At 72.6% G+C, this 26,504-nt stretch carries 12 protein-coding genes and 2 pseudogenes; 12 read left to right on the top strand and 2 right to left on the bottom strand.

The genetic code is table 11. The annotated features are described in order from the left end of the window. Nucleotides 1–48: 48 nt before the first annotated feature. The gene (locus SGFS_RS12235) at nt 49–909 is read right to left on the bottom strand and encodes a VOC family protein (protein ID WP_286249899.1); all 861 of its coding nucleotides are present in this window, start codon (nt 907–909) and stop codon (nt 49–51) included. 82 nt (nt 910–991) lie between these two features. On the opposite strand from SGFS_RS12235, the gene SGFS_RS12240 reads away from it, so the two are divergent. The 12 genes and pseudogenes from SGFS_RS12240 to SGFS_RS12295 form a co-directional block, all read left to right on the top strand. Further along, nucleotides 992–1,603, top strand: a complete 612-nt coding sequence (locus tag SGFS_RS12240; protein ID WP_286249901.1) for a carboxymuconolactone decarboxylase family protein — start codon at nt 992–994, stop codon at nt 1,601–1,603. Then, nucleotides 1,600–2,448: a fumarylacetoacetate hydrolase family protein gene (locus tag SGFS_RS12245; protein WP_286249904.1), complete on the top strand. Its 849-nt coding sequence runs from the start codon at nt 1,600–1,602 to the stop codon at nt 2,446–2,448. Before SGFS_RS12240 ends, SGFS_RS12245 begins: the two co-directional genes overlap by 4 nt. Nucleotides 2,449–2,483: 35 nt before the next feature. Beyond that, nucleotides 2,484–3,029, top strand: a complete 546-nt coding sequence (locus SGFS_RS12250) for a MarR family winged helix-turn-helix transcriptional regulator (RefSeq protein ID WP_286249906.1) — start codon at nt 2,484–2,486, stop codon at nt 3,027–3,029. A 171-nt stretch (nt 3,030–3,200) separates the two neighbouring features. Beyond that, nucleotides 3,201–3,731 carry a cupin domain-containing protein gene (locus tag SGFS_RS12255; protein ID WP_286249907.1) on the top strand — a complete coding sequence of 177 codons (531 nt, stop codon included), beginning with the start codon at nt 3,201–3,203 and terminating at the stop codon, nt 3,729–3,731. Continuing rightward, nucleotides 3,728–4,927: a cytochrome P450 gene (locus tag SGFS_RS12260; RefSeq protein ID WP_286249908.1), complete on the top strand. Its 1,200-nt coding sequence runs from the start codon at nt 3,728–3,730 to the stop codon at nt 4,925–4,927. The genes SGFS_RS12255 and SGFS_RS12260 overlap by 4 nt, the downstream gene beginning before the upstream one ends. Nucleotides 4,928–4,968: 41 nt before the next feature. Continuing rightward, nucleotides 4,969–5,292 (top strand): 2Fe-2S iron-sulfur cluster-binding protein, encoded by a 324-nt coding sequence (locus tag SGFS_RS12265; protein ID WP_286249909.1) that lies wholly within the window; start codon nt 4,969–4,971, stop codon nt 5,290–5,292. Further along, entirely contained in the window at nt 5,289–6,539 is a 1,251-nt protein-coding gene (locus tag SGFS_RS12270) for an NAD(P)/FAD-dependent oxidoreductase (RefSeq protein WP_286249910.1), read from the top strand. Before SGFS_RS12265 ends, SGFS_RS12270 begins: the two co-directional genes overlap by 4 nt. Beyond that, nucleotides 6,536–8,059: a class I adenylate-forming enzyme family protein gene (locus SGFS_RS12275; RefSeq protein ID WP_286249911.1), complete on the top strand. Its 1,524-nt coding sequence runs from the start codon at nt 6,536–6,538 to the stop codon at nt 8,057–8,059. Before SGFS_RS12270 ends, SGFS_RS12275 begins: the two co-directional genes overlap by 4 nt. 177 nt (nt 8,060–8,236) lie before the next feature. Then, nucleotides 8,237–9,355: an alcohol dehydrogenase catalytic domain-containing protein gene (locus SGFS_RS12280; RefSeq protein WP_286249913.1), complete on the top strand. Its 1,119-nt coding sequence runs from the start codon at nt 8,237–8,239 to the stop codon at nt 9,353–9,355. Nucleotides 9,356–9,437: 82 nt separating this feature from the next. After that, nucleotides 9,438–10,628 (top strand): acyl-CoA dehydrogenase family protein, encoded by a 1,191-nt coding sequence (locus SGFS_RS12285; protein WP_286249915.1) that lies wholly within the window; start codon nt 9,438–9,440, stop codon nt 10,626–10,628. A 56-nt stretch (nt 10,629–10,684) separates the two neighbouring features. After that, nucleotides 10,685–11,514 (top strand): annotated as a pseudogene (locus SGFS_RS12290) (3-hydroxybutyryl-CoA dehydrogenase). A gap of 23 nt (nt 11,515–11,537) precedes the next feature. Further along, nucleotides 11,538–11,714, top strand: a pseudogene (locus SGFS_RS12295) (S-(hydroxymethyl)mycothiol dehydrogenase); the annotation flags it as partial. A gap of 106 nt (nt 11,715–11,820) precedes the next feature. On the opposite strand, the gene SGFS_RS12300 reads toward SGFS_RS12295, so the two are convergent. Continuing rightward, the gene (locus SGFS_RS12300) at nt 11,821–26,433 is read right to left on the bottom strand and encodes a type I polyketide synthase (RefSeq protein WP_286249917.1); all 14,613 of its coding nucleotides are present in this window, start codon (nt 26,431–26,433) and stop codon (nt 11,821–11,823) included. Between the last annotated feature and the right edge of the window lie 71 nt (nt 26,434–26,504).

A 26,504-nucleotide genomic window follows, 5' to 3' on the forward strand; every position in this document is an offset into this window, starting at 1 on the left:
ATGAGGGCGCGGGTCGGCGGGCGGGCCTGAAGTGAGGGCGTGGGCCGGTCAGTCGGCCGGGTGGTGGCCCCAGATGTCGGCGGTGTAGGTGCGGCTGACCCAGGTGTTCTCGTCGACCTGGACGCCACCCGCGCCGATCTCGATGCCGAAGCCGGCGGGCGAGGTCATGTAGAAGGAGAACATCCCGTCGTTGGCGTGCTTGCCGAGCGTGGCCATCAGCTTGACGTCGTGCTCGCGCGTGCGGTCCAGGGCGCGGCCGACCTCCTCCGGGCTGGTCACCTCGCACAGGATGTGGTGGGTGCCCTCGTTCTTGTACGAGCGGATGAAGGCGATGCTGTGGTGGCGGGGGTTGCAGCCGAGGAAGTAGAAGGTGCCCCACGGGTAGTCGGCGGTGTCGCTGAGGCGGAAGCCGAGGACCTCGCAGTAGAAGTCGACCGCCTCCTGCACCTGCGGTGTCTTCATCACGACGTGCCCGAGGCCCTGTTCGCCGGTCACGAAGTCCACGCCCAGCGGTGAGACGAACTGGCTCGGGGCGAGGCGCCGGCCGCAGAACAGCTCGGTGCGGATGCCGAGGGGGCCGGTGAAGTGCACCATGCGGGCCACCTGGCGGTCCCGGCACTCCTCGTCCGTGCCCTCGCCCACCTCGACGCCCGCCTCCTTCAGCCGCACGGTCATCTCGTCGACGGCCGCAGGGTCGCGGACCTCCCAGCCGATGACCGTCACCCCGCCTGTCTCCGCCTCGGTCAGCCACATACGGAACGGGTGCTGGTCCATTCGCAGGCGGTGGCGCGCGAAGTCGCCGGGCTCGCCCGGCTCGACGGCGAGACCTATCACTGTCCGGGCGTACTCCGCCCACGCATCCGGGTCGGGCGCACCGATGCCCACATACCCAAGGCTCTGGATCGTCATGACGAAGACGATATTTGTTAGACCCTTGACGGTCAAGACTCTTACGAATACGTTGACGTCATCGAGCCGAGGAGGTCTGTCGATGCCGGGAGAAGAGCCCGAGAAGGCCGGCGTACTGCCGGACAAGGCCCGTCTACTGCCCGTCGCCGAGGGCACGCTGGACGAGAGGACACTGGCGTCTCTGGCGCCGTACCGCGACCAGGACGGCCGGATCTACACGATCTGGGCGACCCTGGCGCACCACGAGGACGCGCTGCGCCGCTTCCTGGTCTTCGGCAACCACGTGCTGGGGAAGAACACCCTGCCGCTGAAGTCCCGCGAGCTGATGATCCTCAGGATCGCCGCCCGGGCGCGGGCCGCGTACGAGTGGGACCAGCACGTACGGATCGCCCGCCGGGCCGGGCTGACCGACGAGGAGATCCTCGCCGGCGCGACCGGCGCCTGGGACGGACTCGACGAACTCGACCGGGCCCTGCTCACCGCCACCGACTCGCTCCTCGACCACCAGGGCGTGGACGACGAGCTGTGGTACGGCCTCAAGGACCGGCTGAGCGTCGAGCAGATCATCGACGTCCTCTACACCGTCGGCCAGTACCTGACCATCGCCACCGTGATCAACACCCTCGGGGTCCAGGTGGAGGGCGACCTCGCGCTCCCCCTCCCCCGGGTCCTCGACCAGAAGGAAGCAGCATGAAGCTCGCCAACCTCGCCGGCCGTCCCGTCGTCGTACGCGAGGACCGTGCCCTCGACATCGCCACCGCCAGCAAGGGCGCGATCGAGCCGCGTCTGGAGGTGCTGTCCGACCTGTCCCTCCACGACGAGCTGCGCGCCCTCGTCGAGCGCGCCGACGAGGCGGACTGGCAGCCGTTCGAGCCGCGTGACCTGGGCCGGGTCGCCAAGCCGTACAAGGCGATCGGTGTCGCCCTGAACTACCGGGCGCACGCCGAGGAGTCGGGCCTGCCCGTGCCGGACGAGCCGTCGGTGTTCGCCAAGTTCGCCTCGTCGGTGGTCGGCCCGTACGACTCGATCGTCGTGGAGGCGCAGTACGACAAGATCGACTTCGAGGCCGAGCTGGTGGTCGTGATCGGCAAGGAGGGCAAGAACATCTCCGAGGCCGACGCCTGGTCGTATGTCGCGGGGGTCACCGCGGGCCAGGACGTCAGCGACCGCAAGGAGCAGTGGCGCAAGCCGATCAACCAGTTCACGCTGCCGAAGTCGTACGACACCTTCAGCCCGATCGGCCCGTACCTGGTGACCCTCGACGAGTTCGCGGACCCGGACGACATCGAGGTGGCGGGCTGGGTCGACGACCTGGAGGTGCAGCGCGGCCGTACCTCGGACCTGATCTTCCCGGTGCCGGCGCTGATCGCCTGGCTGTCGAAGCGGGTGACGTTCGAGCCCGGCGACCTGATCTTCACCGGCACCCCGGCCGGCTGCGGCGTCCGCCGCACTCCTCGCCTCTACCTGACCGAGGGTAAGGTCCTTCGGACCGAGGTCACGGGCGTCGGCACTATGGTCAACCCGGTCGTCGGCGGCTGACCGCGGTCCGGCCGGACCAGAGAGGGTGGGAGATCGTGACGGACACCGTAGGAGAATCGGAAGCCACGAATCTGCGCCGGACCCGGGAGTTCTCGGAGCTGCTGCGCCACCACCATCGTGAGCTGGGCACGACCGATCCCCGGGACCTCGACGCGATCGAGATGGTCACCGACCTCACCCGCCTCGAGGCCCGGCTGACCAAGGACTTCGAGAAGCACGTCCACCGGCCGCTCGGGCTGACCTGGGCGGGGTTCCGCATCCTGAACGCCCTGTGGGCCTACGACGGGCTCGCCCAGCAGGACATCGGCCGGGTCTCGGGGTCCACGCGCGCCAGTATCTCCAGCGCGCTGGCGACGCTGGAGAAGAGCGGTCTCGTCACCCGGCGACGGGTCGAGACCGACCGGCGGCAGCTGATCGTCGAGCTGACCCCGGAGGGCAGGGACACCCTGCGGCGGGCCATCGCGGCCCAGACACTGCGCGAGCGGGCCTGGACGTCCGTCCTGCGTGACGACCAGCTCGGTGAGCTGGTGCATCTGCTGCGTACTCTGGTCAACCAGGAGACCCCGGCCGCGGAGGACTGACTCCCCGCAATCCCGCCCCGGACTCCTCACGAGGAGTGCGCGGGTGACAGCGACTCCAGAATTCGTCAGAACTTTGACTGTCACACCTCTACCGAATTTCCTCTGCGCGTCCTAGCGTTCAGCCACCTTCCCCCCTGACGCTCCACCGTCGGTTTCTCAAAGGAGAGAATCATGGTCCGTCGTGTCGTCACCGGTGTCAGCGCGAGCGGCAAGCCCGTGATCGTCAGCGACGGCGAGCCGCCCCGCACCCTGCAGTACACCCACACCCCCGGCTTCGCCCGGTCCCTGGTGTGGAACACCGAGGCGCCCGCCGTTCCGTCGGCCGACCCGACGGACACCCTGAAGTCCTTCGTGCCGGGCCCCGGCGAGACGATCGCCCTGACCGTCACCTTCCCGCCCGTCAGCGTCTACGCCGACCCGTCCTGGGACCCGGTGGCCGCCGCGGGCGAGCAGCTGGAGGCCACCCCCGGCCTCGCGGAGCTGTTCGAGCCCGACAACCCGGGCATGCACACCACGCCCACCGTCGACTACGGCGTCGTCCTGAGCGGCGAGATCGTCCTCGACCTCGACGGCGGCGAGACCGCCACGCTGGGTCCCGGCGACCTGATCGTGCAGAACGCCACCCGGCACGCCTGGCGCAACCTCACCACCGAGCCCGCCACCGTCTTCTTCGTCCTGATCGGCGCCGGCGGCACCGCGTGAGCGCGCTGACGGCCGCCGCGCCCGGTGCGCCCGTCGTCGACCTCGACCTCGCCGAGCTGCGCGACGACCCGTACCCGGCCTACGCGGAGCTGCGCCGTACCGCACCGCTCGCGTGGGTGCCGTCGGTCGGACGGCATCTGCTCACCCGGTACGAGGACATCGTCCACGCGGAGAAGCTGCCGGAGGTGTTCAGCTCACGCGAGAAGGGCTCGCTGCTGCTGCGCACCGTCGGCCCCAATCTGCTCCGCGAGGACGACCCGGAGCACCGGCGGCTGCGGGCCGCGGCCGAACCGCCGACCCGCCCCCGCCAGGTCCGCGACCTGTGGGCCGGGGCCTTCGAACGCAACGCGCACGCACTGCTCGACCGGATCGCGGGGCGCGGCGAGGCCGACCTGATCGGCGACTTCGCGGAGCCGCTCGCGGCGGCCAACCTGGCCGTGGTCCTCGGGCTCCGCAACGCGAGCGCCGACGACATCTCCGACTGGTCGCGGGCGATGATGGCCGCGAACGGCAACTACGCCGACGACCCCGACATCTGGCTGCGCGCCGAGGGCGCCACCCGGGCCATCGAGGAAGCGGTGGCCGAGATGGCCGAGACCGCCCGCCGCGAGCCCGACGGCTCGGTGATCTCCTCCATGGTCCACGCGGCCGAGCCGGTGACACTTGCGGAGATCCAGAACAACATCAAGGTCATCATCGGCGGCGGCGTCAACGAACCACGTGACGTGTTCGGGGTCGGCGCCCAGGCGCTGCTGCGACGGCCGGCCGTGCTCGACCGGGTCAGGGCCGATCCGGGGCTCTGGAAGCGGGTCTTCGAGGAGACCGCCCGCTGGATCTCGCCGATCGGCATGTATCCGCGCCAGCTCACCCAGGACTACGAGATCGCCGGCGTCGGCCTCCCCGCCGGGAGCCGCGTGGCCCTCGTCATCGCCTCGGGCAACCGGGACGAGTCGGTCTTCGAACGGGCCGACGAGTTCGACATCGACCGCCCGCAGCGCCCGCATCTCGCCTTCGGCGGCGGTCCGCACTTCTGCATGGGCGCGTGGGTCGCCCGCCACGAGGTCAGCGCGCTCGCCTGGCCCCTCGTCTTCAGCCGCCTCAAGGGACTCCGCCTCGCCGAGGGCGCGGAGGACTGTACGGAGGGCTGGGTGTTCCGGGGGCTCACCTCGCTGAACGTCACCTGGCAGACCAGCTGAGGCCGGTCCGCCGCCTGAGCCGTCCCCATCGGGAGGACTTCATGCCCATCGTCATCTTCGAGTTGCCCGACGGCACCCAACGCAAGGTCACCGCCGGTTCCGGAACGGTGCTCATGCAGGCGGCCGTGTCGAACGGCGTCGACGGCATCGTCGCGGAGTGCGGCGGAAACGCCTCCTGCGCCACCTGCCACGTCTACGTCGACGAGCGGCACGGCGAACTGGTGGGGCCGCCGAACGACGTCGAGGACGAGATGCTGGACTTCACCGCCGCCGAGCGCCGGCCCACCAGCCGGCTCAGCTGCCAGGTCCAGGTCTCCGACGCGCTCGACGGGCTGGTGGTCCACATCCCCGAGGAGCAGGTATGAGCACCACGACCGCCGGCGTGGTCGTCGTCGGGGGCGGGCAGGCGGGGTTCAGCGTCGTCCAGGCCCTGCGCGGCGCCGGGTACGAAGGTCCGGTCACCGTCTTCGCCGACGAGCCCCGGCTGCCGTACCAGCGGCCCCCGCTGTCCAAGAAGGCCCACACCGAGCCGGAGGGCCCGGCCGTCGACCTGGTGCCGGAGTCGTTCTACCGGGAGCGGGACATCGATCTGCGGCTCGGCGAGTACGTGGCCGAGATCGACACGGCCGCTCGCGCGGTGACCACCGGCTCGGGCGTGCGCGTCCCGTACGAGCACCTCGTGCTGGCGACCGGCGCGCGCAACCGCCCGCTGCCCGTGCCCGGCGCCGAGCTGGAGGGCGTGCACGCGCTGCGCTCCCTCGACGACGCCCTGGCGATCGGCCGGGCGCTGACGACGGCCCGTGACGTGGTGGTCGTGGGCGGCGGGTTCATCGGCCTCGAACTGGCCCAGGTCGCCCGGGCCCGCGGAGCACACGTGACGGTGGTCGAGCTGGCCGACCGGCTGCTGAGCCGGGCCGTCTCCGCACAGCTCCAGGAACATCTGCGGGAGCGGCACGAGCGCGACGGCGTCCGGGTCCTCACCGGGACGGCCGTCGAGCGGATCGAGGGCAGGAACGGGCAGGTCCACCGGGTCGTCACCGGCCAGGGTCCGCTCCCCGCCGACCTCGTGGTCTACGGCATCGGGGCCGCGCCCAGGGACGAACTGGCCCGCGAGGCCGGGCTGGCGGTGGACGACGGGGTGATCGTGGACGAGCACCTGCGCTCGGTCTCCGATCCCCGGGTCTTCGCCGTGGGCGACTGCGCCCGGCATCCGCATCCGCACGCGGAGGGGCTGGTCCGGCTGGAGTCCGTGCAGAACGCCATCGACCAGGGGTCGCTCGTCGGCCGCCGTATCGCGGGCACGGCCACCGGGCCGTACGCGAGTCTGCCGTGGTTCTGGAGCGACCAGGGGGCGGTGAAGCTGCAGATCGCCGGGTTGCGCGCGCGTACCGACGAGGTGCGGGTGGTGCCGGGCGACACCCCGGAACGGGTGGCCGCGTACGCGTTCCGCGACGGCCGGCTGGTGGCCGTGGAGACGCTGAACTGGCCCGCCGAACATCTGGCGGCGCGTCGGCTGCTCCAGCAGGACACTCCCGTCTCCCCCGACGACCTCTCGGGGTCGACCCTCGGCACCCTCGCCCGCGCCCGACGTGCCACGGAGGTGCGCGCATGACCGGAGTCCCCGCCGGGGAGATGTGGTTCGGCGCCCACCTCGTGGCGAGCGCGGCCGAGGCCGGCTCACGGACCGCGCTGGTCTTCGCGGACAGGTCGTGGACGTACGCCGAGCTGGATCTGGCCGTGCGGCGCACGGTCGCCCGCCTCGACAAGTTCGGGGTGCGCAGGGGCGACCGGGTGGTGATGCAGGGGGCGGCCCGGCCCGAGGCCCTGATCACGCTGTTCGCGGTGACGCGGATGGGCGCGGTCCTCGTACCGGTCCATCCCCAGGTGACCGGCGGCGAGCTGGCGGTGTTCCGCGAGGAGACCGCGCCGCGCGCGGTGGTCGGAGACGAGCGGTTCCTGAGCGCGGGAGCGGCCGACGGCGACGGTACGGGAGCGGGTACGTGTACAGGTACGGGTACGGGCTTCCGGTTGACGTGGGAGGAACTGCACCCCGGTGACGAGCCGTCGGCGCCCGCCGCCGACCCCGAGCCGCCCGCCGGGTCCGATGTGGCGGTCATCGCGTTCACGTCCGGGACCTCCGGCCGGCCCAAGGGCGTCGCGCTCACCCACGACAACCTGCGCTGGAGCATGGTCAACGGGCTGTCGCTGCTGCCGGTCGGCGAGGACGACGTCGCCCTCGTCTCCACCCCGCTGGCGCACGTCGCCGTCCTGGGCGGGCTGCCGCAGTACACCTGGGCGCGGCGCGGAACGGTCGTGCTGGCACCGAGGTTCGACCCGGACCTGTTCACCGACCTGGTCCGGGACCACCGGGTGACCTGTGCGTTCGCGGTGCCCGCCATGGCCGCGCTGCTGGCCCGGCACCCCCGCTTCACCAGCGGCGACCTGGACACCCTGCGGTGGATCCTGTCCGGCGGGGCCCCGGCCCAGACGGCGACCCGGGCGCAGCTCCACGAGCGTGGCATCGGCGTCGCCGACTCCTACGGGCTGACGGAGACCTGCGCCGGGGTGACGTACTCGCCGCTCGGCTCGGCCGCCACCGTCGCGGGGCGTGCCGTGCCCCATGTCGAATTGCTGGTCGTGGACGCGACGGGGGCGCCCGCCCCGGCCGGTGCCGCCGGTGAGATCTGGGTGCGCGGGCCGTCGGTCGCGGCGCACTACTGGGCCGCGACCGGGCTACGGCCCGCCACCGACGCCGAGGGCTGGTTCCGCAGCGGCGACCGGGGACGCGTCGACGCCGAGGGCCGGCTGGAGGTCGTCGGCCGGGTCAAGGACACGATCATCACCGGAGGCGAGAACGTCGATCCCGCCGAGGTCGAGAACGCGCTGGCCGATCTGCCGGGCGTGGTCGAGGTCGCGGTGTCCGGGGCCCCGGACCCGGTCTGGGGCGAGGTCGTGACCGCGTTCCTGGTCTCCGAATCCGGCGAACCGACCCTCGACGACGTCCGCGCCCACCTCGACGGACGGCTGGCCCGCCACAAGTGGCCCCGTCGTCTGTGCGTCGTCCCGGCGCTGCCCCGAGGGGCGACCGGGAAGCTCCAGCGGCAGCGGCTGACGACGCTGCTGGACGACTGATTCACCCCGTACGGGCGGCCGAAGACCCCCTGGAGCCGTCCGACGCCTGACGACACACCCCCTGAGAGCCCCACCCCCAGAGAGCCCCACGCATCACGCCCCCACACCCAATATCCCCGACCCATGAGATGGGGGCCGGCTCCACCGGCGACATCTCCCCACCACGAAGGAGTGGCCATGAGTGCGACCATGCGAGCCGCGCGGATGCACCGAGTCGGCGAGCCGATGAAGCTCGAGGAACTGCCCGTTCCGGCCCCCGGCCGCGGCGATGTCCGCGTGGCCGTCCACGCCGTCAACATCGTCCCCAATCTCGCCAACATCCTGAACATGTGGACCACCTGGTTCCCGCACAGCCCGCTGCCCACCCTGCCCGCGATCTTCGGTCTCGACCCGGCCGGTGTGATCGAGGCGGTCGGCGAGGGCGTCGAGGGCTTCGAGGTCGGCGACCGGGTGTACGTCAACCCCGGCCGGTCCTGCGGCTCCTGTCGCTCGTGCCGCGGCGGCGACTCGATCAACTGCGCCAGCTACGCCTTCGCGGGCTACTTCGGCTTCTCCCCGAGCGCCATCCACCTGCTCGACCGCTACCACGGCGGCCTCGCCGAGTACATGGTGGCCCCGGCGTACAGCCTGGTGAAACTGCCGGACTCACTCTCCTTCGAGGCCGCCGCCCGCTTCGGCTACATCGGCACCATGTACTCGGCACTGCGCAAGGCCGAGGCCGGGCCGGGCAAGAAAATCCTCATCAACGGCATCAGCGGCACCCTGGGCATCGCCGCCGCGCTCCTCGCACCCGCCATGGGCCTCACCCACGTGTACGGCACCGGCCGGGACAAGGCCCTGCTCGACCAGGTCGCCAAGCTGGCGGGCGGCCGTCTGCACCTGCACTCCCTCGACGACGGCCCGGTCGACGAGTGGATCCACGAGCAGACCGACGGCTACGGCGTCGACATCTACATCGACGCCCTCGGCCCGGGCGCACCGCACGAGACGTTCCGGGCGGGCATGCGGGCGATGGCGCGCGGCGGCATCGCCGTCAACATCGGCGCCGTCGCCGGCGACCTGCCGATCGACATCCACCGGATGATGGACCAGCAGCTGCGGCTGATCGGCTCGGCGTGGTTCACCTCCGCCGAGGGCCAGACCATGGCCGACATGGCGGGGGCCGGTCTGCTGGACCTGAGCCCTCTGGAGCACCACGTGTACCCCCTGGAGCAGGTCAACGAGGCCATCAGCGGGATCGCCGTACGCAACGGCGGCTTCAGCAACTTCATCATCAGCCCTGCGGCGACCTCCTGATCCATGTGGCCGGGGGCCGCCGGCCGACTCCCCCTTGGACCGGCGGCCCCCAACTCCCCCTCTCTTGTCTTTTGGAGCCCTGATGCACGCGCAGAACGCCGGCCGCCCGGCCGACCCCCTCGACCTCCTGGACATCGACACCCTGCTGACCCCGGACGAGCGGGCGGTGCGCGACTCCGTACGCACCTTCTGCGACCGGCGTGTGGAACCGCACATCGCCGAGTGGTTCGAGCGGGGCGCCGTGGAGGACATCCGTGGACTCACCAAGGAACTCGGCGACCTGGGCCTGCTGGGCATGCACCTGGAGGGCTACGGCTGTGCGGGTATGAGCGCGGTCGACTACGGCCTCGCCTGTCTCGAACTGGAGGCGACCGACTCCGGTCTGCGCTCCCTCGTCTCGGTCCAGGGCTCCCTGGCCATGTACGCGATCTGGGCGTTCGGGTCCGAGGAGCACAAGGAGCAGTGGCTGCCCCGGCTCGCCGCCGGCTCCGCGATCGGCTGCTTCGGCCTCACCGAGCCCGACTCCGGTTCCGACCCCGGCAGTATGCGCACCGCCGCCCGCCGCGACGGCGACGACTGGATCCTCGACGGCCGCAAGATGTGGATCACCAACGGTTCGGTCGCCGACGTGGCGGTGGTCTGGGCCCGTACGGACGACGGCATCCGCGGTTTCGTGGTCCCCACCGACACGCCCGGCTTCTCGGCCCCGGCCATCAAGCACAAGATGTCGCTGCGGGCGTCGGTGACGAGCGAGCTGGTCCTGGACTCCGTACGGCTGCCCGGAAACGCCGTTCTCCCGGAGGTGCGGGGGCTGAAAGGCCCGCTGTCCTGCCTCAACGAGGCCCGGTACGGCATCGCCTGGGGTGCGATGGGCGCCGCCCGCTCCTCGTTCCGGGCGGCTCTCGCCTACGCGGGCGACCGGGTGCAGTTCGGCCGTCCGATCAGCGGCTTCCAGCTGACCCAGGCCAAGCTGACCGACATGGCCATCGAGCTGGCCAAGGGCACACTGCTCGCGTTCCACCTCGGGCGGGCCAAGGACGAGCGGGGCCTGCGTCCCGAGCAGGTCAGCTTCGGCAAGCTCAACAACACCCGCAGCGCGCTGGAGATCTGCCGCACGGCCCGCACCATCATGGGCGCGAACGGCATCTCGCTGGAGTACCCGGTGATCCGGCACGCCAACAACCTCGAGTCGATCCTCACCTACGAGGGCACCGTCGAAATGCACACGCTGATGATCGGCCAGGCCCTGACGGGGCAGGCGGCGTTCCGGTGAGCACCCCGGCGGTCGCGGCGGACATCCGCAGGGTCGGCGTCGTCGGCTGCGGGCTGATGGGCGCGGGCATCGCCGAGGTGTGCGCCCGGGCCGGGCTGGACGTCGTGGTCCACGAGGTGAGCCCGGAGGCGGCGGAGGCCGGCCGGACCAGGATCGCCGCCTCCCTCGACCGGGGCGTACGGCGCGGCAAGCTCTCCGGTGCGGAACGGGACGCCGCGCTCCACCGGGTGCGGGTCGTCACCGACCTCGGCGGTCTCGCCGACCGGGACCTGGTGGTGGAGGCGGCGACGGAGGACGAGAAGGTCAAGGTCGCGCTCTTCGCCGAGCTGGACAGGATCGTCACCTGCGAGAACGCGCTTCTCGCGTCGAACACCTCCTCCCTGCCCATCATGAAGCTGGGCATGGCCACCGCCCGCCCGCACCAGGTGATCGGGGTGTCTTCAACCCGGTCCCGGTGCTGGACCTGGTCGAGATCGTGCCGTCACTGCTGACGGCACCTCAGTCCCAGTCCCGTGCCGAGGACTTCGTCACCGGGGTGCTGGGCAAGCGGGTGATCCGTTCGCAGGACCGGGCCGGCTTTGTGGTGAACGCCCTCCTCGTCCCGTATCTGCTCTCCGCGATCCGGATGCTGGAGTCCGGCTTCGCGTCCGCCGAGGACATCGACACCGGCATGGTCCTCGGCTGCGCCCACCCGCTGGGCCCGCTGAGCCTGGCCGACCTGATCGGCCTGGACACTCTCACCGCGATCGCCGAGGCGATGTACGAGGAGTTCAAGGACCCGCTGCACGCGGCGCCGCCCCTGCTGCTGCGCATGGTGGAGGCCGGGCTGCTGGGCCGGAAGTCGGGGCGCGGCTTCCACGACTACGCGGTGGCCACGGCCGCCTGATCCCCTGAAAGGCAGAACGACCCATGGTTCAGGACTTACGCGGTGTCATGGCGCCGGGGAGGAACGAGCCGGTGCGGGTGGAGAGCAGCGTTCTCGTTCCGGACCCCGGGCCGGGTGAGGCCGTGGTGAAGATCCAGGCCTGCGGGGTGTGTCACACCGATCCGCACTGCGAGCAGGACGGGATCAGCGACGAATTTCCGTCCCGGCGACGTCCTCCGCTCGGTGGTGACGTTCTGACCGCTGCGGCGGTGCGGGTGGGCCCGGGCGGCGGCGGTGAGGGAGCCGCCGCCCGGGCCCTTTCGGCTGTCATGCCCTCCAGGACTTGAACTCCCGGAGCCGGTCCAGGTCCACGACGGCCTCAAGCTGATCGGCGTCCACGTCCAGGTCGCCGCCGACCGCCGCCACCAGGCGCCGGGCGGGGAGGTTGCGGGGCGTGTGTTCCGCGGTCAGGCGTACGGCTGTGCAGCCGAGTTCGGCGGCGTGGTCGGCCAGCCACTGGAGGAGGCGTTCCTCCACTCCGCGTCCCAGGGCGCGGCAGCTGAGCATCCAGGCCAGGACGTCGAGGGTGTCGCCGTCCTGGCGTACCGCGAGCAGTCCGATCTGGCCGTAGTCGCCGAACCGGTCGCGGGCGGACGCGGTCCAGACCTCGCCGTCCTTCCGCAGCCGGTCCAGGTCGCCGCCGTCGGCGGATCGGGCCCGCAGGGTGAACTGGTTGGTGCGGCGGATGAGTTGGGCGGCCCGCTCCGACCCGTCGTCCATCAACGGGCTTATGTCGACCTCCAGTTCCAGCCGCTCCAGGAACTCCTCGAAGCTCGCCTGTTCGCGTACGGCGTCCCGGTCCCGTTCCGTGCGGTAGAACTCGGCGCGCAGCGTGTCCTCCGCCGTGGCCGCCCGGGGGACGAGCGGCCACAACCGCCTTACGAACTGCTCCAGTTCGGCGGCCGGCGGGCAGGTCACCGAGAGGACCTGCGGGAGGGCGGCCCGCATGGAGGCGATCTCCACGGGGTTGTCGTCGAGGTAGAGGAAGGAGTCCAGGCCGAGGCCCAGGTCGCGGGCCGCCTCGGCGAGGCGGTCGGCCTTGCGACCCCAGGTCGCGGATACCACGCTGAAGTGCTCCATGCGCAGCAGGCTGTCCCGGCGGTCCAGGACTGCCTTCACGGTCGCCTCGTCGTTGTTGCTGACCAGGACCAGGGGGGCCCCGGCGGCCCGCCATTGGAGGAGACGGCGGGCGAGCAGGCGACGGGGGCCGCCCAGGTCGACGCCGTCGGCTCCGGCCTCGCCCGCGATACCGCTCCAGAGGGTCTCGTCGCCGTCGACGGCGATCACCTTCGGCGGGGTGCGGCGTACGGCCTCGACGACATCGGTGAGGGTGAGGGCCACGGCCGCCTGGAACTCCGGGGTGAACGGCAGGTGTGCCAGTTCCTCGGTGCGTGGGTCGAAGCGGTCGGCGACGGTGTGGTCGCGGGTCCAGTCGTCGGGGTGGACGAGGGCGATGCCGGGGACTTCGGCGAGGTCGACGGCCAGGTCGGCGGCCCAGCGGTCCAGCCGCTCGTCGACGTGGGCGGTCGGGAGAAAGCCGACGATCAGCGGGGTGCCGGTGCGTGCGGCGGCCGAGCGCAGGGCGCCCGCGTACTCCACGCGCAGGTCGACGAGCGTGGCGTCGTCCACCGGCTTGAACCTCTCCAGGTCCGTGCCGCGCAGCAGCACCACACCCAGGTCGGCCGCCGAGCGGGCGAAGACGCCCGAGGGGTCCTGCAGGGCGGTGAGGGCCTGGTGGTACGGGGCCTCCAGGACCGTCGTCGGGCCGTCGCCGGGGGTCGTGTCGCCCAGCGCGGCCTCGCACATGAGGGGCAGGTCGCCGAGGGCGAAGGTGGCGGCGAGGGCGACCCGGGTGGTCGCGGCGGTCGCGGTGCCGGTCTCCGGTTCCGCGTGCCAGGTCGCGGCCTCGGGGTCGGCGGCGGCCTCGGCGAGCAGGCGCAGATACTCCTCGCCGAGGGCCGCGCAGTCCTCGGCGTCGATGATGTCGAGGTTGTGGTCCAGCCGTACGCGACCGGCGTCCGGCGTCACGGTGACCATCAGGTCCACGTCGGAGTAGCCGGTGCCGACGGGCAGCACCTCCAGGGCGGAGAGCCTCGTCGACGCGACGCGCACATAGTTGAAGTAGACCTCGACGAGGGGGGCGTTGGGCTGGTACAGGCCCTGGGCGGCCAGTTCGGAGAGGGCGTCGGAGAACATCGCGCCCTTCTCCAGCACCCGTTGCAGGCGGCCGTCGGTGCGGCGCAGTGCCTCGGCGATCGGCTCGCCGGGCGTGGCCTGGGCCGGGAACGGCACGGGCACTCCGAAGAAGCCGATGGCGGCGGGCGCGTCGACATGGATGCGGGTGTCGACGGGCACGGCGACGACGAACTTCTCGCGCCGCCGCTTACGGGCGAGCAGGACGCCGAGGGCGCCCAGACAGAAGGCCGCCGGGGTGACGGCGAGCCGTCCGGCGCGTGCGGAGACCTGCCGCATCAGTCCTTCGGGCATGTCGAGGGTGAGGCTGCCGGCGCGGTAGGTCCTGGCCGCCGGGCGCGGCCGGGTCAGGGTCAGTTCGAGCCGCTTGCTGCCCTCGAACTCGCGGCGCCACTCGGCGGACCCGTCACCCCGACTCGCCGTACGGTCCGGCTGCGAGGTGAGCAGCAGGTCGATGTCGCGGTTGGTGGTGGTGCCGTCGAGGCGTACGCCGGAGAGTTCGGCGTCGATCTCGCCGGTGACCAGCAGCAGCGACTGGAGGTCGCTGACGGCGTGGTGGGCGCCGAAGACGAGGACCTGGCCGTGTGCCGTACCGCCGTCGAGGAGTTCGAACCGCCACAGCGGGGCGCTCGCGAGGTCGAAGGGCGGTTCGAGGAGTTCCCGCAGCCGCCGTTCCACGTCGAGGTCCGTGCCGGGGTCCGACAGGTCGGTCCAGCGCAGGAGGGCCGCGGCCGGGTCCCGGTCCACGCGGAGCTGTCGTTCCCGTCCGTCTGCGGTGACGACGGCGGTACGCAGGGCGGCGTGGCGGGCGGCGAGCCGGGTGACGACCTCGGTGAGGCGTTCCGGTGTGGTCGGTGTGGTGAGGCGGACGGCGAGTCCGATGGCGTGCGCCGCGCCGGGCACGCCCTGCTGGGCGGTGCGCAGCAGGCGTACGACGTCACGGGTGACCGGCCGGAAGTCGGTCTCGGGGAGCACGGTGTCGGCGCAGGGCAGTGCCGCGTCCTCTCGCACGGCCGCCGGGCCGCCCTGTTCGATCAGCGCGGTGCGCAGTGCGCCGGTCAGGGAGCGGACGTCGGCGGCCGAGAACACGGCCGAGGTGGGCAGATCGGCGCCGAGGTCGCGCAGGAACGTGTTGCGCAGGTGGACGATCATCAGGGAGTCCAGCCCGAGTTCCTTGAGCGCGGTGCCGGGGCCGATGTCCGCGATACCGCCGGCGACCGCGCCGACCGCCGTACGGACGTAGTTCTGGAGCAGTTCGGTCTGTTCCTCCTCGCCGGGGGCGGCGAAGAACCGGGCGACCAGGTCACGGGTGCCGGGGTCCGCGTCCCGGGCGGGTACGAGGTCGCGCAGGGCGGGGCGGGTGCGGGCGGCGGCCGGGTCGGCGGCGAGGGCCTGCCAGTCCAGGGCGGCGGGTACGAGCTGACGGCGGCCGGAGCCGAGGACGCGGTCGAAGAGTTCGCCGCCCTCCTCCGGGCTGAGGGCGATCAGGCCCTGCCTGCTGCTCGTCGCCGCCGTGGCGTCGGTCGCCGCGGCCATGCCGGCGTCGGCCCAGGCGCCCCAGTCGAGGCTGAGCGCCGGGCGCCCGGTCAGGGACTGGTGGTGGGCCCAGGCGTCCAGGAAGGCGTTGGCGGCGCTGTAGTGGCTCTGGCCGGGGGAACCCAACAGACCGGCGACCGAGGAGAACAGCACGGAGGTGCGTGCCTCCGGTACCAGTTCGGTGAGCAGTGCCGTGCCCAACACCTTGGGTGCGAGGACCTTGAGGACGCGCTCCCGGGTGAGGTTGGGGAGGGTCGCGTCGTCGAGGACACCCGCCGTGTGGACGACGCCGTCGATCGGGCCGAGGTCGTGGCGCAGCCCGGCGAGGGCGGCGGTGAGACCGTCGCGGTCGGTGACGTCGGCGCGGGCGTGGGCCACGGTGACGCCGCGGTCCCGCAGCCCGTCGATCCACTGCTCGGCCTCCGCGCCCAGGGCACCCCTGCCGAGCAGGGCGAGACGGCGTACGCCTCGGCGGACGAGCCGTTCGGCGACGACGCGGGCGAGGCCGCCGAGGCCGCCGGTGATCAGGTAGGCGCCTTCGGGGGCGGCTGGGGTGTCTGGGGCGTCTGTGTCCGGGCGGGTGCGGGTGAGCCTCGGGACGAGCCGTTCGCCGCCGCGCAGGGCGAGTTGCGTCTCGTCGTCGTCCGGGTGGCTCAGCTCGTGCCAGAGGGCGTCCGTGCCGGTGCCGGCGGGGTCGGAGTCGTCGGAGGGCAGGTCGATGAGTGTGGTGCGCAGCTCCGGGTACTCCTGGGCCACGGCGAGGCCGAAGCCCCAGCCCAGGGCCTGCTGAGGGTGCGTCACCTCGGCGCTGCCGCCTGCTGCTTGGCTGCCCCGGGTGACGAGGAAGAGGCGCGGTGCCCGGGCCCGGCTGCCTTCGGTGGGGGCGCCCCAGGACCGTTCGGTGAGGGCCCGTACGAGGTGCAGGGTGCTCAGGCAGCACAGACGGGCCGCGTCCTCGGCGGCGTCGGCCGAGTCGATCGCGGGGGCGTCCAGGCCGAAGAGCTGGACGACGCGCTCGGGCGGCCCGTCCGGGAACGCCTCGTCGAGGAGACGTACGAGGTGCCGCGGGTTCCCCGGGTCGATGACGTACCGGCCGAGGCCGTCCAGGCCGTACTCGATGCCCTTGCGGGCGAGGACGTGCGGCACCTGGCCGAGCCTGTCGGCGAGTTCGGCGCCGACCCCGGTGTCGTCGGTGAGGACGAGCCAGGAGCGCCGGGCGGGCGGTTGCTGGGCGTCGGTGCGGCGGGCGGGCTGCCAGCGCAGCTCCATCAGGGCCCGGTCGAGCGGGGAGAGGGCGGCCAGTTCGAAGCCCTCGATCTCCGCGACGAGGCGTTCCTCCTCGTCGTAGAGGCAGATGTCCAGGGTGATCGAGTCGCCCTCTTGGGAGCGGAGGCGGCAGGCCGTCCACGTGGGTGTGGTGCCGGTTCCGGTGAACCGCAGCCGTCCGAGTCCGGCGGGCACGAACGGCCTGCCGGTGGGCGCGTCGGCGGGGAGCGCGGCCACGTGGAAGGCCGCGTCGAGGACCGCCGGGTGCAGCAGGTGCCCGGCGCGCGGGCGCTCGGTGAGGCGGCCGAGAGCGGTGGAACGTTCGTACCGGGCTTCGGTGAGGCCCTGGAAGGCGGGGCCGTAGTCGATGCCCGCGGCGGCGAGGCCGGCGTAGACGGTGGATGCGTCGGTGGAGGTGGTGCAGTTCTCGCGCAGGGTGGATGGGGTGAGGTGCTGGGGGAAGGCCGGGGTGAGGTCCTGTGTGGCGGCCGGGGTGAGTTCTTGTGCGGCGGCCGCTGCGAGGTCGGCTCCGGCGGGTTCGATGCGTCCGCCCGCGTGGTGGGTCCAGGGGGCCCGGCGGGGTCCGGATGTCCGGGAGGCGATGGTGAAGTCGCGGCTGCCGTCGGTGTCGGCGCGGCCCAGGACCAGTTGCAGTTCGACGGCGGTTTCGGGCTCCAGGCGCAGCGGGGCCTCGAAGCGCACCCCGGCCAGCCGGGCCTCGCCGCCGACGTCCTGGAGGCTTGCCGCCGCCGAGAGGGCCATTTCCAGGAACGCGGCGCCCGGCATCCACACCTCTCCGGAGATCCGGTGGTCGGCGAGATAGGCGAAGCGGGTGTCGCGCAGGTCGAGCCGGGTCTGGAAGACATGCCGATCGGAGGCGTCACTGGGCTCGACGTGGGTGTCGAGCAGCGGCGAACCCGCGCTTGCTCCGGTGGGGAGTGCGGGTGCCGGTGACAGCCAATGGCGTTCTCGGGCGAAGGCATACGTGGGCAGGTCCGCGCGGTCGCCGCCGGGGTACGTCACCGCCCAGTCGGGGTCGTACCCGCTCACGTACAACTTGCCCAGGCCGTGCAGTAGTTGGCCGTACCCGCCGTGGGTGCGGCGGAGCGATCCGATGCTCACGGCGTCGATGCCCGCCGTCGCCGCGACCGCCTCGATGGACGGGCCGAGCGAGGGGTGCGGGCCGAGCTCCACGAAGTGGCGGTAACCGTCGTCCAGCATGCGCCGGATCGTGTCGGCGAAGCGGACCGGTTCGCTCAGGTTGGCGTACCAGTACGCGGCGTCGAGTCCGTCACCGCGCAGGGGCTCCGCGCGTACGGTCGAGTAGAACGGTATTTCCGTCGCGGCGCCCCGGATTCCGGCGAGGGCGGCCAGCAGATCGTCGCGGACCGGCTCCATCAGCGGGGTGTGCGAGGCGAAGGGCGTGGACAGGGTCCGGGACGCGATCCCTTCCTCGTCCAGCTGTCGGCGCAGCTCGGCGAGAGCGTCGGCGTCGCCCGAGATCGCCGTGGACGAGGGGCTGTTGACGGCGGCGACGAAGAGCCGGTCCACGAAGGGGGAAAGGTGCTTCTCGGCCTCCGCGTGCGGGAGTTCCACGGAGAGCATGCCGCCCGCGCCCTCCAGCGGTACGACCGCCCGGGCCCGGCCGGTGACCACGGTCACAGCCTCGTCGAGGGTGAGCGCGCCCGCGCCGTACGCCGCCGCGATCTCGCCGAGACTGTGTCCGACCACCGCGTCCGGGGTGACGCCGAGGGCACGCCAGGCGGCGGCGAGAGCGGCGTTGACCGCGAACAGCACCGGCTGGAGCACCTCGGTGCGCTCCATGGCGACCCCGGTCCCGTCCCGCAGGACGTCGAGGACGGACCAGCCCGCGAGTCGGTGTACGGCCTCGTCGATCCGCTCCAACTCCGCGCGGAACAGGGGGGATTCGTCCATCAGTTCCAGGCCCATGCCGGCCCATTGGCCGCCGTGTCCGGGGAGGACGAAGGCGACCTTGCCGGGCTGGGTCTCGCGGGGCGGAGTCGACGAGGTCCGTCCGGCCGCCAACTCGTCCAGCTGGGCGAGGAGTTCGTCCCGACCGCCCGCGACCGGCGCGGCACGGCGTTCGAAGTGGCTGCGGTGGCGGGCGAGGGTGTGGGCGACGGTCTTCAGATCGACGCCCGTGGTGATGTGCGCGGCGAGGCGGGTGGCCTGGGCGCGCAAGGCGGTGTCGGTGCGGGCGGAGAGGGGGAACAGGTCGACGGAGAGGGGCAATGGGTCGGGGGTGGGCAGGGCTTCGCTGTGCGGTGTGGCCTCGCCGGGCGGCACCGTCCGTGTCTGCGGACGGGGCCCGGCGACCGGCGCCTCCTCCACGATCACGTGGGCGTTGGTGCCGCTGATCCCGAACGAGCTCAGACCGGCCCGGCGGACCCGCTCCTCCGCACCCGGCCAGGCCATCGGCTCGCGCAGCAGCTCCAGTCCGCTGCCGTCCCATTCGACGTGGCGGCTGGGGGTGTCGGCGTGCAGGGTGCGCGGGAGCGTCCTGTGCCGCAGCGACTGCACGACCTTGATCAGCCCGGCGATGCCCGAAGCGGCCTGGGCGTGGCCGATGTTGGACTTGAGCGAGCCCAGGTAGAGCGGGCGCTCATCCGGTCGGGGGGCGTCACCGAAGACCTGCGCGAGGGCGTTCGCCTCGATGGGGTCGCCGAGGGTGGTGCCGGTGCCGTGGGCCTCGACGTAGTCGATGTCGGCGGGGTCGAGCCCGGACAGCTCCAGGGCGCGCCGGATGACCTGCTCCTGTGCGGGGCCGTTCGGGGCGGACAGGCCCTGGCTGCGGCCGTCCTGGTTGACGGCCGTGCCCCGGATCACGGCGAGGATCTCGTCGCCGTCGCGCCGGGCGTCGCTCAGCCGCTTCAGTACGACCATGCCGACGCCCTCGGACCACACGGCCCCGTCGGCGTCGTCGGAGAAGGAGCGGCAGCGCCCGGTCGGCGACAGGCCGCGCAGGCGGCTGAACTCCACGAAGGTGCGCGGGGTGACCATCAGTGTGGCGCCGCCCGCGAGCGCGAGGTCGCACTCGCCTAGCCGCAGTGCCTGCGCGGCCAGGTGCAGGGAGACCAGGGACGAGGAGCAGGCGGTGTCGACGGTCATGGCCGGGCCGTGCAGGCCGAGCGCGTAGGCGAGGCGGCCGGAGGCCACGCTCGGTGCGGAGCCGGTGCCGAAGTAGCCGTCCATCTGGTCCAGGCGTGCCTCGGCCAGGTAGCCGCTGTCGAACAGGCCGAGGTAGACGCCGGTGGTGCTGCCCGCGAGGTCGCCGGGGACGATCCCGGCGCACTCCAGCGACTCCCAGGCCGTCTCCAGCAGCAGCCGCTGCTGCGGGTCCATGGCGGCGGCCTCCTTCGGGGTGATCCCGAAGAAGCCCGGATCGAACAGATCGATGCCGTCGAGGAAACCGCCCTCTCGGGCGTACGTCTTGCCGGGGGCCTCCGGGTCGGGGTCGTAGAGGGAGTCCACGTCCCAGCGGTCGGCGGGGAAGGGACCCACCGCGTCCCGGCCCTCTTCGAGCAGCCGCCACAGCCCGTCGGGGTCCGTGACGCCGCCGGGCAGACGGCAGGCCATCGAGACGATCGCGACGGGTTCGTCGGTCTGCGCCGGGCCGCGCGCGGCGGCGGGTCGGGCAACCGCGTTCTCCTTCACCGAGAGGACGCTGCTCAGCAGGTGTTCGGTGAGCCGGGCCGGTGTCGGGTGGTCGAAGAGGAGGGTGGCGGGCAGGCGGGCGCCGATGCGGTCGCTGACGCGGTTGCGCAGTTCGACGGCCATGAGCGAGTCGAGGCCGAGTTCGCGCAGCGGCTGGTCGGAGCGGACGCTGTCCGCCGAGCGCATACCGAGGACACGAGAGGTCTCCTCTCGCACCAACGCCAGTACGTGTGCGGTGCGCTCGGCCTCGGTGAGGGCGGCCAGCCGTTCGACGAGCCCGGAGTCGGTGGGTGCCGTGCCGCGGGCGGCGGTGCGGCGGGCCGGGCCTCGGACCAGGCCGCGCAGCAGATGCGGCACGGGCTGCGGCAACCGGGCGGTGTCGAGCTTCGCCGGGACGACGGTCGTACGGCCGCTCGCCGACGCCGCGTCGAGAAGCGCGAGCCCCTCCTCGGCGGTGAGAGCGCCACTCCCCTCCCGGGCCAGTCGCGCGAGTTCGGCCTCGGTGAGGTGGCCGGTCATACCGCTGGCGGGCGCCCACAGGCCCCAGGCCAGGGACAGCGCGGGGCGGCCCGCGGTGCGGCGGCGCTCGGCGAGGGCGTCGAGAGCGGCGTTCGCGGCGGCGTAGTTCGCCTGGCCGGGGTTGCCGACGACTCCGGCGGCCGAGGAGAACAACACGAACTGCGCGAGGTCGAGGTCGGCGGTCAGCTCGTCCAGGACGAGGGCGGCCTCGGTCTTGGGCCGCAGCACCTTCTCCAGCCGCTCGGGGGTGAGCTGCTCGACCACACCGTCGTCGAGGACGCCGGCCGCGTGGATCACGGAGGTCAACGGATGCTCGGCCGGGATGCCTGCGAGTAGGGCGGCCACGGCGTCGCGGTCGGTGACGTCGCAGGCGGCGATGGTGGCAGAGGCACCCAACTCGTCTATCTCCGCCGCGAGTTCGGGCATGCCCTCGGCGGCGGCGCCGCGTCGCCCGACGAGCAGCAGGTGCCGTACGCCGTGCTCGGTGACCAGGTGCCGGGCGACCAGGCGGCCGAGTGTGCCCGTGGCCCCGGTGATGAGGACCGTGCCTTCCGGGTCGGCGGCCCTCGGCAGGGTGAGAACGAGCTTGCCGACATGCCGGGCCCGGCTGAGGTACCGGAAGGCCTCAGGGGCGCGTCGGACGTCCCAGGTGGTGACCGGCAGCGGGGTCAGGACACCCTCGTCGAAGAGCCGGAGCACCTCCGCGAGCATCGCGTGCATCCGCTCGGGCCCGGCCTCGCGCAGGTCGAAGGCCTGGTAGTGGACTCCGGGGTGCTGGGTGGCGACCTCCTCCGCGTCGCGGATGTCGGTCTTGCCCATCTCGACGAACCGGCCGCCGGACGCGAGGGTCCGCAGCGAGGCGTCCACGAACTCCCCGGACAGGGAGTCGAGAACGACGTTCACGCCCTGTCCGCCAGTAGCTTCGAGAACGCGGTTCTCGAAGTCGAGGTCGCGGGAGTTGGCGATGTGGTCGTCATCCAGGCCCTGTGCCCGGAGCGTGGCCCACTTGCCGGTGCTGGCCGTGCCGAAGACCTCGGCACCGAGGTACTGGGCGATCTGCACGGCCGCCATGCCGACACCGCCGGCGGCGGCGTGGATCAGCACCGACTCCCCCGCCTTCAGACCTGCGAGGTCGACCAGGCCGTAGTACGCGGTGAGATACGCGAGCGGCACCGAGGCGGCCCGGACGTACGACCAGTCCTGCGGCACCTTCGCCAGCATGTGGACGTCCGTGACGGTCACCGGCGCGAACGCGTCGCCGGGAGCCAGGCCCATCACCCGGTCTCCGGGGGCGAGTCCGTCGACCTCCGGGCCGACCTCCAGCACCTCACCGGCCAGCTCCCAGCCGAGACCGGCCCGGTGCTCGACCATGCCGAGGGTGATCAGCACGTCACGGAAGTTCAGGCCCGCCGCACGCACGGCGATACGGACCTCTCCCGCCGTGAGCGGCCGGTTCGCCTCCTCGTACGGCACCAGCGCGAGCCCGTCCAGCGAGCCGCTGCCGGTGGCCTCCAGCCGCCAGGTGTCCACCTCCGGGGGCGGGGCGAGAACGCCGTTCCCGGTCACGGCGGCCAGCCGGGGAGCCAGCAACTGCCCGTCACGTACGGCGAGTTGCGGTTCGTCGGCGGCCAACGCGGCCGCCACGGCCGGTTCCTGCCCGCCGGAACCCGCCGGGTCGGTGTCCAGCAGAACGAAACGCCCCGGATGCTCCGACTGCGCGGACCGCACCAGACCCCACACGGCGGCCTGGGCCGGGTCGGGCCCACGGTCGGCGGGGCCGGTCGCCACCGCGCCCCGGGTCACCAGCACGAGCCGGGCGTCGGCGCCGTGACCGGCGTCGAGCCAGTCCCGCACGACGGCCAGTGCGTCGACCACCGCCTCGTGAACAGGAGTTGTGCCGGGAATCGTGACCACGGTCGTGCCGTCGGGCAGCGGGGCTGCGGCGGACTCCTCCGCCACGGCGGTCCACTCGATCTCGTACAGGGACTCGAAGCGGGGCGACGCGGACGCGCCCGTGGTGCCACCGATCGCCTCTCGCAGCCGCAGTGTGTCGACAGTGACGACGGGGGCTCCGACCGTGTCGGCGGCGAGAACGGTGATCTCGTCGGGGCCGGTGCGCCGCAGGTGGACCCGGAGCCGGGACGCGCCGGAGGCGTGCAGGCGTACGCCGGACCAGGCGAACGGCAGCAGGACCGGGGAGCCGCCGTCGGGTCGGGCGAACCAGTCGCCGGCGCGCAGGGTGTGCAGGACGGCGTCGAACAGCGCCGGGTGCAGACCGAAGCGATCGGCCTGGTCGGTGAGTGGCTCGGGTAGTTCCACCTCTGCGTAGAGGTCGTCGCCGGACTGCCAGGCCTCGCGCAGGCCGCGGAAGGCGGGGCCGTAGCCGTAACCGGCCTCGTCGAGACGGTCGTAGAGGTCCGAGACGTCGGTGGGGCGGGCCTCGGACGGCGGCCAGGCGGCCAGGGGCTCGACGGGCGCGGTGGTCGGACCGGTGGCGAGGGTGCCGGAGGCGTGCCGGGTCCAGGTCGCGTCGGTGGTGGTGCCTTCGATGCAGGAGGAGACCGTGAAGTGGCGGCGACCGTCCGCTTCGGGGGCCTCGACCCAGACCTGGAGGCGCAGAGCCTCGCCCGGGGCGAGCAACAGGGGGGTGTGCAGGGTGAGTTCGTCGACGACCGGGCAGTCCGCCTGGTCACCGGCGCGTACGGCGAGTTCGGCGAACGCCGTTCCCGGGAGCAGGACCGTGCCGTCCACCATGTGGTCGCCGAGCCAGGGGTGGGAGTGGAGCGAGAGTCGTCCGGTGAGGAGCCACTGTTCGGTGCCCGCCACCGCGACGGCGGCGGTCAGCAGGGGGTGCCCGGTGCCGTCGAGTCCGGCGCTGGTCACCTGCGCGCCGCCGTCGACCTTGCGGTCCAGCCAGTACCGCTGCCGCTGGAAGGCGTACGTGGGCAGCGGGACCGGGCGGCCGTCGGCGTGGACGGCCGCCCAGTCGACCGGGATACGGGAGGTGAACGCCTCGGCGAACGCCGTCAGGAGCCGGGTCCGGTCTCCCTGGTCGCGGCGGAGGGTGGTGGCCAGGGCCACGTCGGCGCCCGCGTCCTCGGCGGTCTGCGTGATGCCGATCGTCACCACGGGGTGCGGGCTGACCTCGATGAAGGCGTCGTGTCCGGCGGCCAGGGCGGAACGCACCGCGGCCTCGAAGCGGACCTGGTGGCGCAGGTTGCGGTACCAGTAGGCGCCGTCCATGGTCTCGGCGACGGTGGGTTCGCCGGTCACGGAGGAGTAGACGGGGATGCGCGGCTGCTGGGGGGTGATGCCGGCCAGGAGGGTGGAAAGGCGGTTCTCGATGCGTTCGACGTGGTGGGAGTGGGAGGCGTAGTCGACGGGGATGCGGCGGGCCTGGATCTCGCGCTTCTCGCACTCCGCGAGGAATTCCTCGACGGCCTCGGCGTCACCGCTGACGACGGTGGACGACGGGCCGTTGACCGCGGCGACCTCCAGCCGCCCGGCCCGGTCCGCGAGCAGTTTCGAGACCTCGGTTTCGGGCAGCGGCACGGACACCATGCCGCCTTCGCCCGCCAGTTCCGTCAGCGCCCGCGAGCGCAGGGCGACGACGGTGGCCGCCTGTTCCAGGGTGAGGGCGCCCGCGATGTGCGCCGCCGCGATCTCGCCCTGGGAGTGGCCGATGACTGCGGTCGGCTGCACACCCGCCGACGCCCAGAGGCGGGCGAGCGCCACCATCACGGCGAAGGACACCGGCTGGACGACGTCGACGCGGTCCAGCAGGCCGGCCTCGGGGGCGGCCCGGAGCACCTCGGTCAGCGACCAGTCGACGTGCGGGGCGAGGGCGGCCTCGCAGTCGGCGATCGCCGCCGCGAACACCGGGGAGGAGTCGAGGAGTTCGACGCCCATGCCGGGCCACTGGGCGCCCTGGCCGGGGAAGACGAAGACGTTGCGATTGCGGGAGCGGCCGGCGATTCCTCGTACGAGAACGGCGCTCTCGGCGTCGGTGCTTTCAGGGTCCGTGCGCGTGGTTTCGGTGTTCTCGGCGACAGCGGCAAGCCCTGCGGTGAGTTGCTCGGCGGAGGAGCCGATGACGACCGCGCGGTGGTCCAGGGCGGTCCGGGCCGCGAGGGAGGCGGCTACGTCGGAGAGGCCCGTTCCCGCGACCGCGTCGCGGAGTCGGGCCGCCTGTCCGGACAGCCCGTCGGGGCCGCGGCCGGAGAGCGGCCAGGCGACGACGGACGGAGCCTGAAGCGCGCCGGCCTCGGTGGTCTCCTCGGCCTGTTCGGAGCCGTCGGCCTGTTCAAAGACCTCGGCCTCTTCGAGAACCACATGCGCGTTCGTGCCGCTCATGCCGAACGAGGACACGGCCGCGCGGCGCGGCCGGCCCGTCTCGGGCCAGGGCCGGGACTCGCCGAGCGGCAGGACCGTACCGTCGCTCCAGTCCACGTGCGGGGTGGGCTCGTCGAGGTGCAGGGTCGCGGGCACGGTGCCGTGCCGCATCGCCATCACCATCTTGATGACACCGCCGACACCGGCCGCGGCCTGGGTGTGCCCCACGTTGGACTTGAGGGAGCCGAGCAGCAGGGGCCGGTCGGCGGGGCGGTCCTGGCCGTAGGTGGCGATCAGCGCCGAGGCCTCCAGGGGGTCGCCGAGGGTGGTGCCGGTGCCGTGGGCCTCGACCGCGTCGACCCCGTCCGGAGAGAGCCCGGCGGCGGCCAGGGCCTGGCGAATGACGTTCTCCTGGGACGGGCCGTTGGGTGCTGTCAGGCCGTTGCTGGCGCCGTCCTGGTTGACGGCCGCACCCCGGACCACGGCCAACACCGGGTGCCCGTGGCGGCGGGCGTCGGACAGTCGCTCCACGACGAGGAAGCCGACACCCTCACCCCAGGCGGTGCCGTCGGCGGCGGCCGAGAACGGCTTGCAGCGGCCGTCGGCAGCCAGGCCCTTCTGCCGGCAGCCCTCGACGAAGCTGCCGGGGCCCGACATGACCGTGGCCCCGCCCGCCAGCGCCAGCGAGCACTCGCCCCGGCGCAGCGACTCCACCGCCAGGTGCAGCGCCACCAGGGACGACGAGCACGCCGTGTCGATCGACATCGCGGGCCCGTTGAAGCCGAAGGCGTACGAGATGCGGCCCGAGGTGACGGAGGCGTGCGTGCCCGTGCCGAGGTGGCCGTCGGTGCCGCCGACCGGCTCGTCGAGGCGCGGCCCGTAGTCGCCCGCCATGACGCCGACGAACACGCCGGTGTCGGAGCCGCGCAGCCCCGCCGGGTCGATGCCCGCCCGTTCCATGCCCTCCCAGGCGGTCTCCAGCAGCAGCCGCTGCTGGGGGTCCATGGCGAGCGCCTCGCGCGGGCTGATCCCGAAGAACGGTGCGTCGAACTCGTCTGCCGTGTGCAGGAATCCGCCGCGCCTGACATAGCTGGTGACATCGCCCTCGGGTGCGAACAAGGCGTCCAGGTCCCAGCCCCGGTTGACGGGGAAGTCGCTGGTCGCGTCCACGCCGTCGGCTACCAGCCGCCACAGTTCCTCGGGGGAGGTGACTCCGCCCGGGTAGCGGCAGGACATGCCGACGATGGCGATGGGTTCGGCGGCGCGTTCCTCCAGCGCGGCCAGCTTGCGCCGGGTCCGCGCCAGGTCGTTGGTCGCCCGCTTGAGGTAGTCCCGCAACTTGTCTTCGGTGGCTGCCATGGGTGGTGTTCTCAGACTCTTCTCGGGTTCGGTGGGGGGACGCGTCGGCAGGCCCGCCTCAGGAGCGGGCC

Origin of the sequence: Streptomyces graminofaciens (genome assembly GCF_030294945.1) — a bacterium.
GTDB lineage: Bacteria > Actinomycetota > Actinomycetes > Streptomycetales > Streptomycetaceae > Streptomyces > Streptomyces graminofaciens.

Coding starts and splice junctions, on each gene's coding strand:
- SGFS_RS12235 (WP_286249899.1), bottom strand. CDS start 909: ATGACGATCCAGAGCCTTGGGTATGTGGGCATCGGTGCGCCCGACCCG.
- SGFS_RS12240 (WP_286249901.1), top strand. CDS start 992: ATGCCGGGAGAAGAGCCCGAGAAGGCCGGCGTACTGCCGGACAAGGCC.
- SGFS_RS12245 (WP_286249904.1), top strand. CDS start 1,600: ATGAAGCTCGCCAACCTCGCCGGCCGTCCCGTCGTCGTACGCGAGGAC.
- SGFS_RS12255 (WP_286249907.1), top strand. CDS start 3,201: ATGGTCCGTCGTGTCGTCACCGGTGTCAGCGCGAGCGGCAAGCCCGTG.
- SGFS_RS12265 (WP_286249909.1), top strand. CDS start 4,969: ATGCCCATCGTCATCTTCGAGTTGCCCGACGGCACCCAACGCAAGGTC.
- SGFS_RS12270 (WP_286249910.1), top strand. CDS start 5,289: ATGAGCACCACGACCGCCGGCGTGGTCGTCGTCGGGGGCGGGCAGGCG.
- SGFS_RS12275 (WP_286249911.1), top strand. CDS start 6,536: ATGACCGGAGTCCCCGCCGGGGAGATGTGGTTCGGCGCCCACCTCGTG.
- SGFS_RS12280 (WP_286249913.1), top strand. CDS start 8,237: ATGAGTGCGACCATGCGAGCCGCGCGGATGCACCGAGTCGGCGAGCCG.
- SGFS_RS12285 (WP_286249915.1), top strand. CDS start 9,438: ATGCACGCGCAGAACGCCGGCCGCCCGGCCGACCCCCTCGACCTCCTG.
- SGFS_RS12300 (WP_286249917.1), bottom strand. CDS start 26,433: ATGGCAGCCACCGAAGACAAGTTGCGGGACTACCTCAAGCGGGCGACC.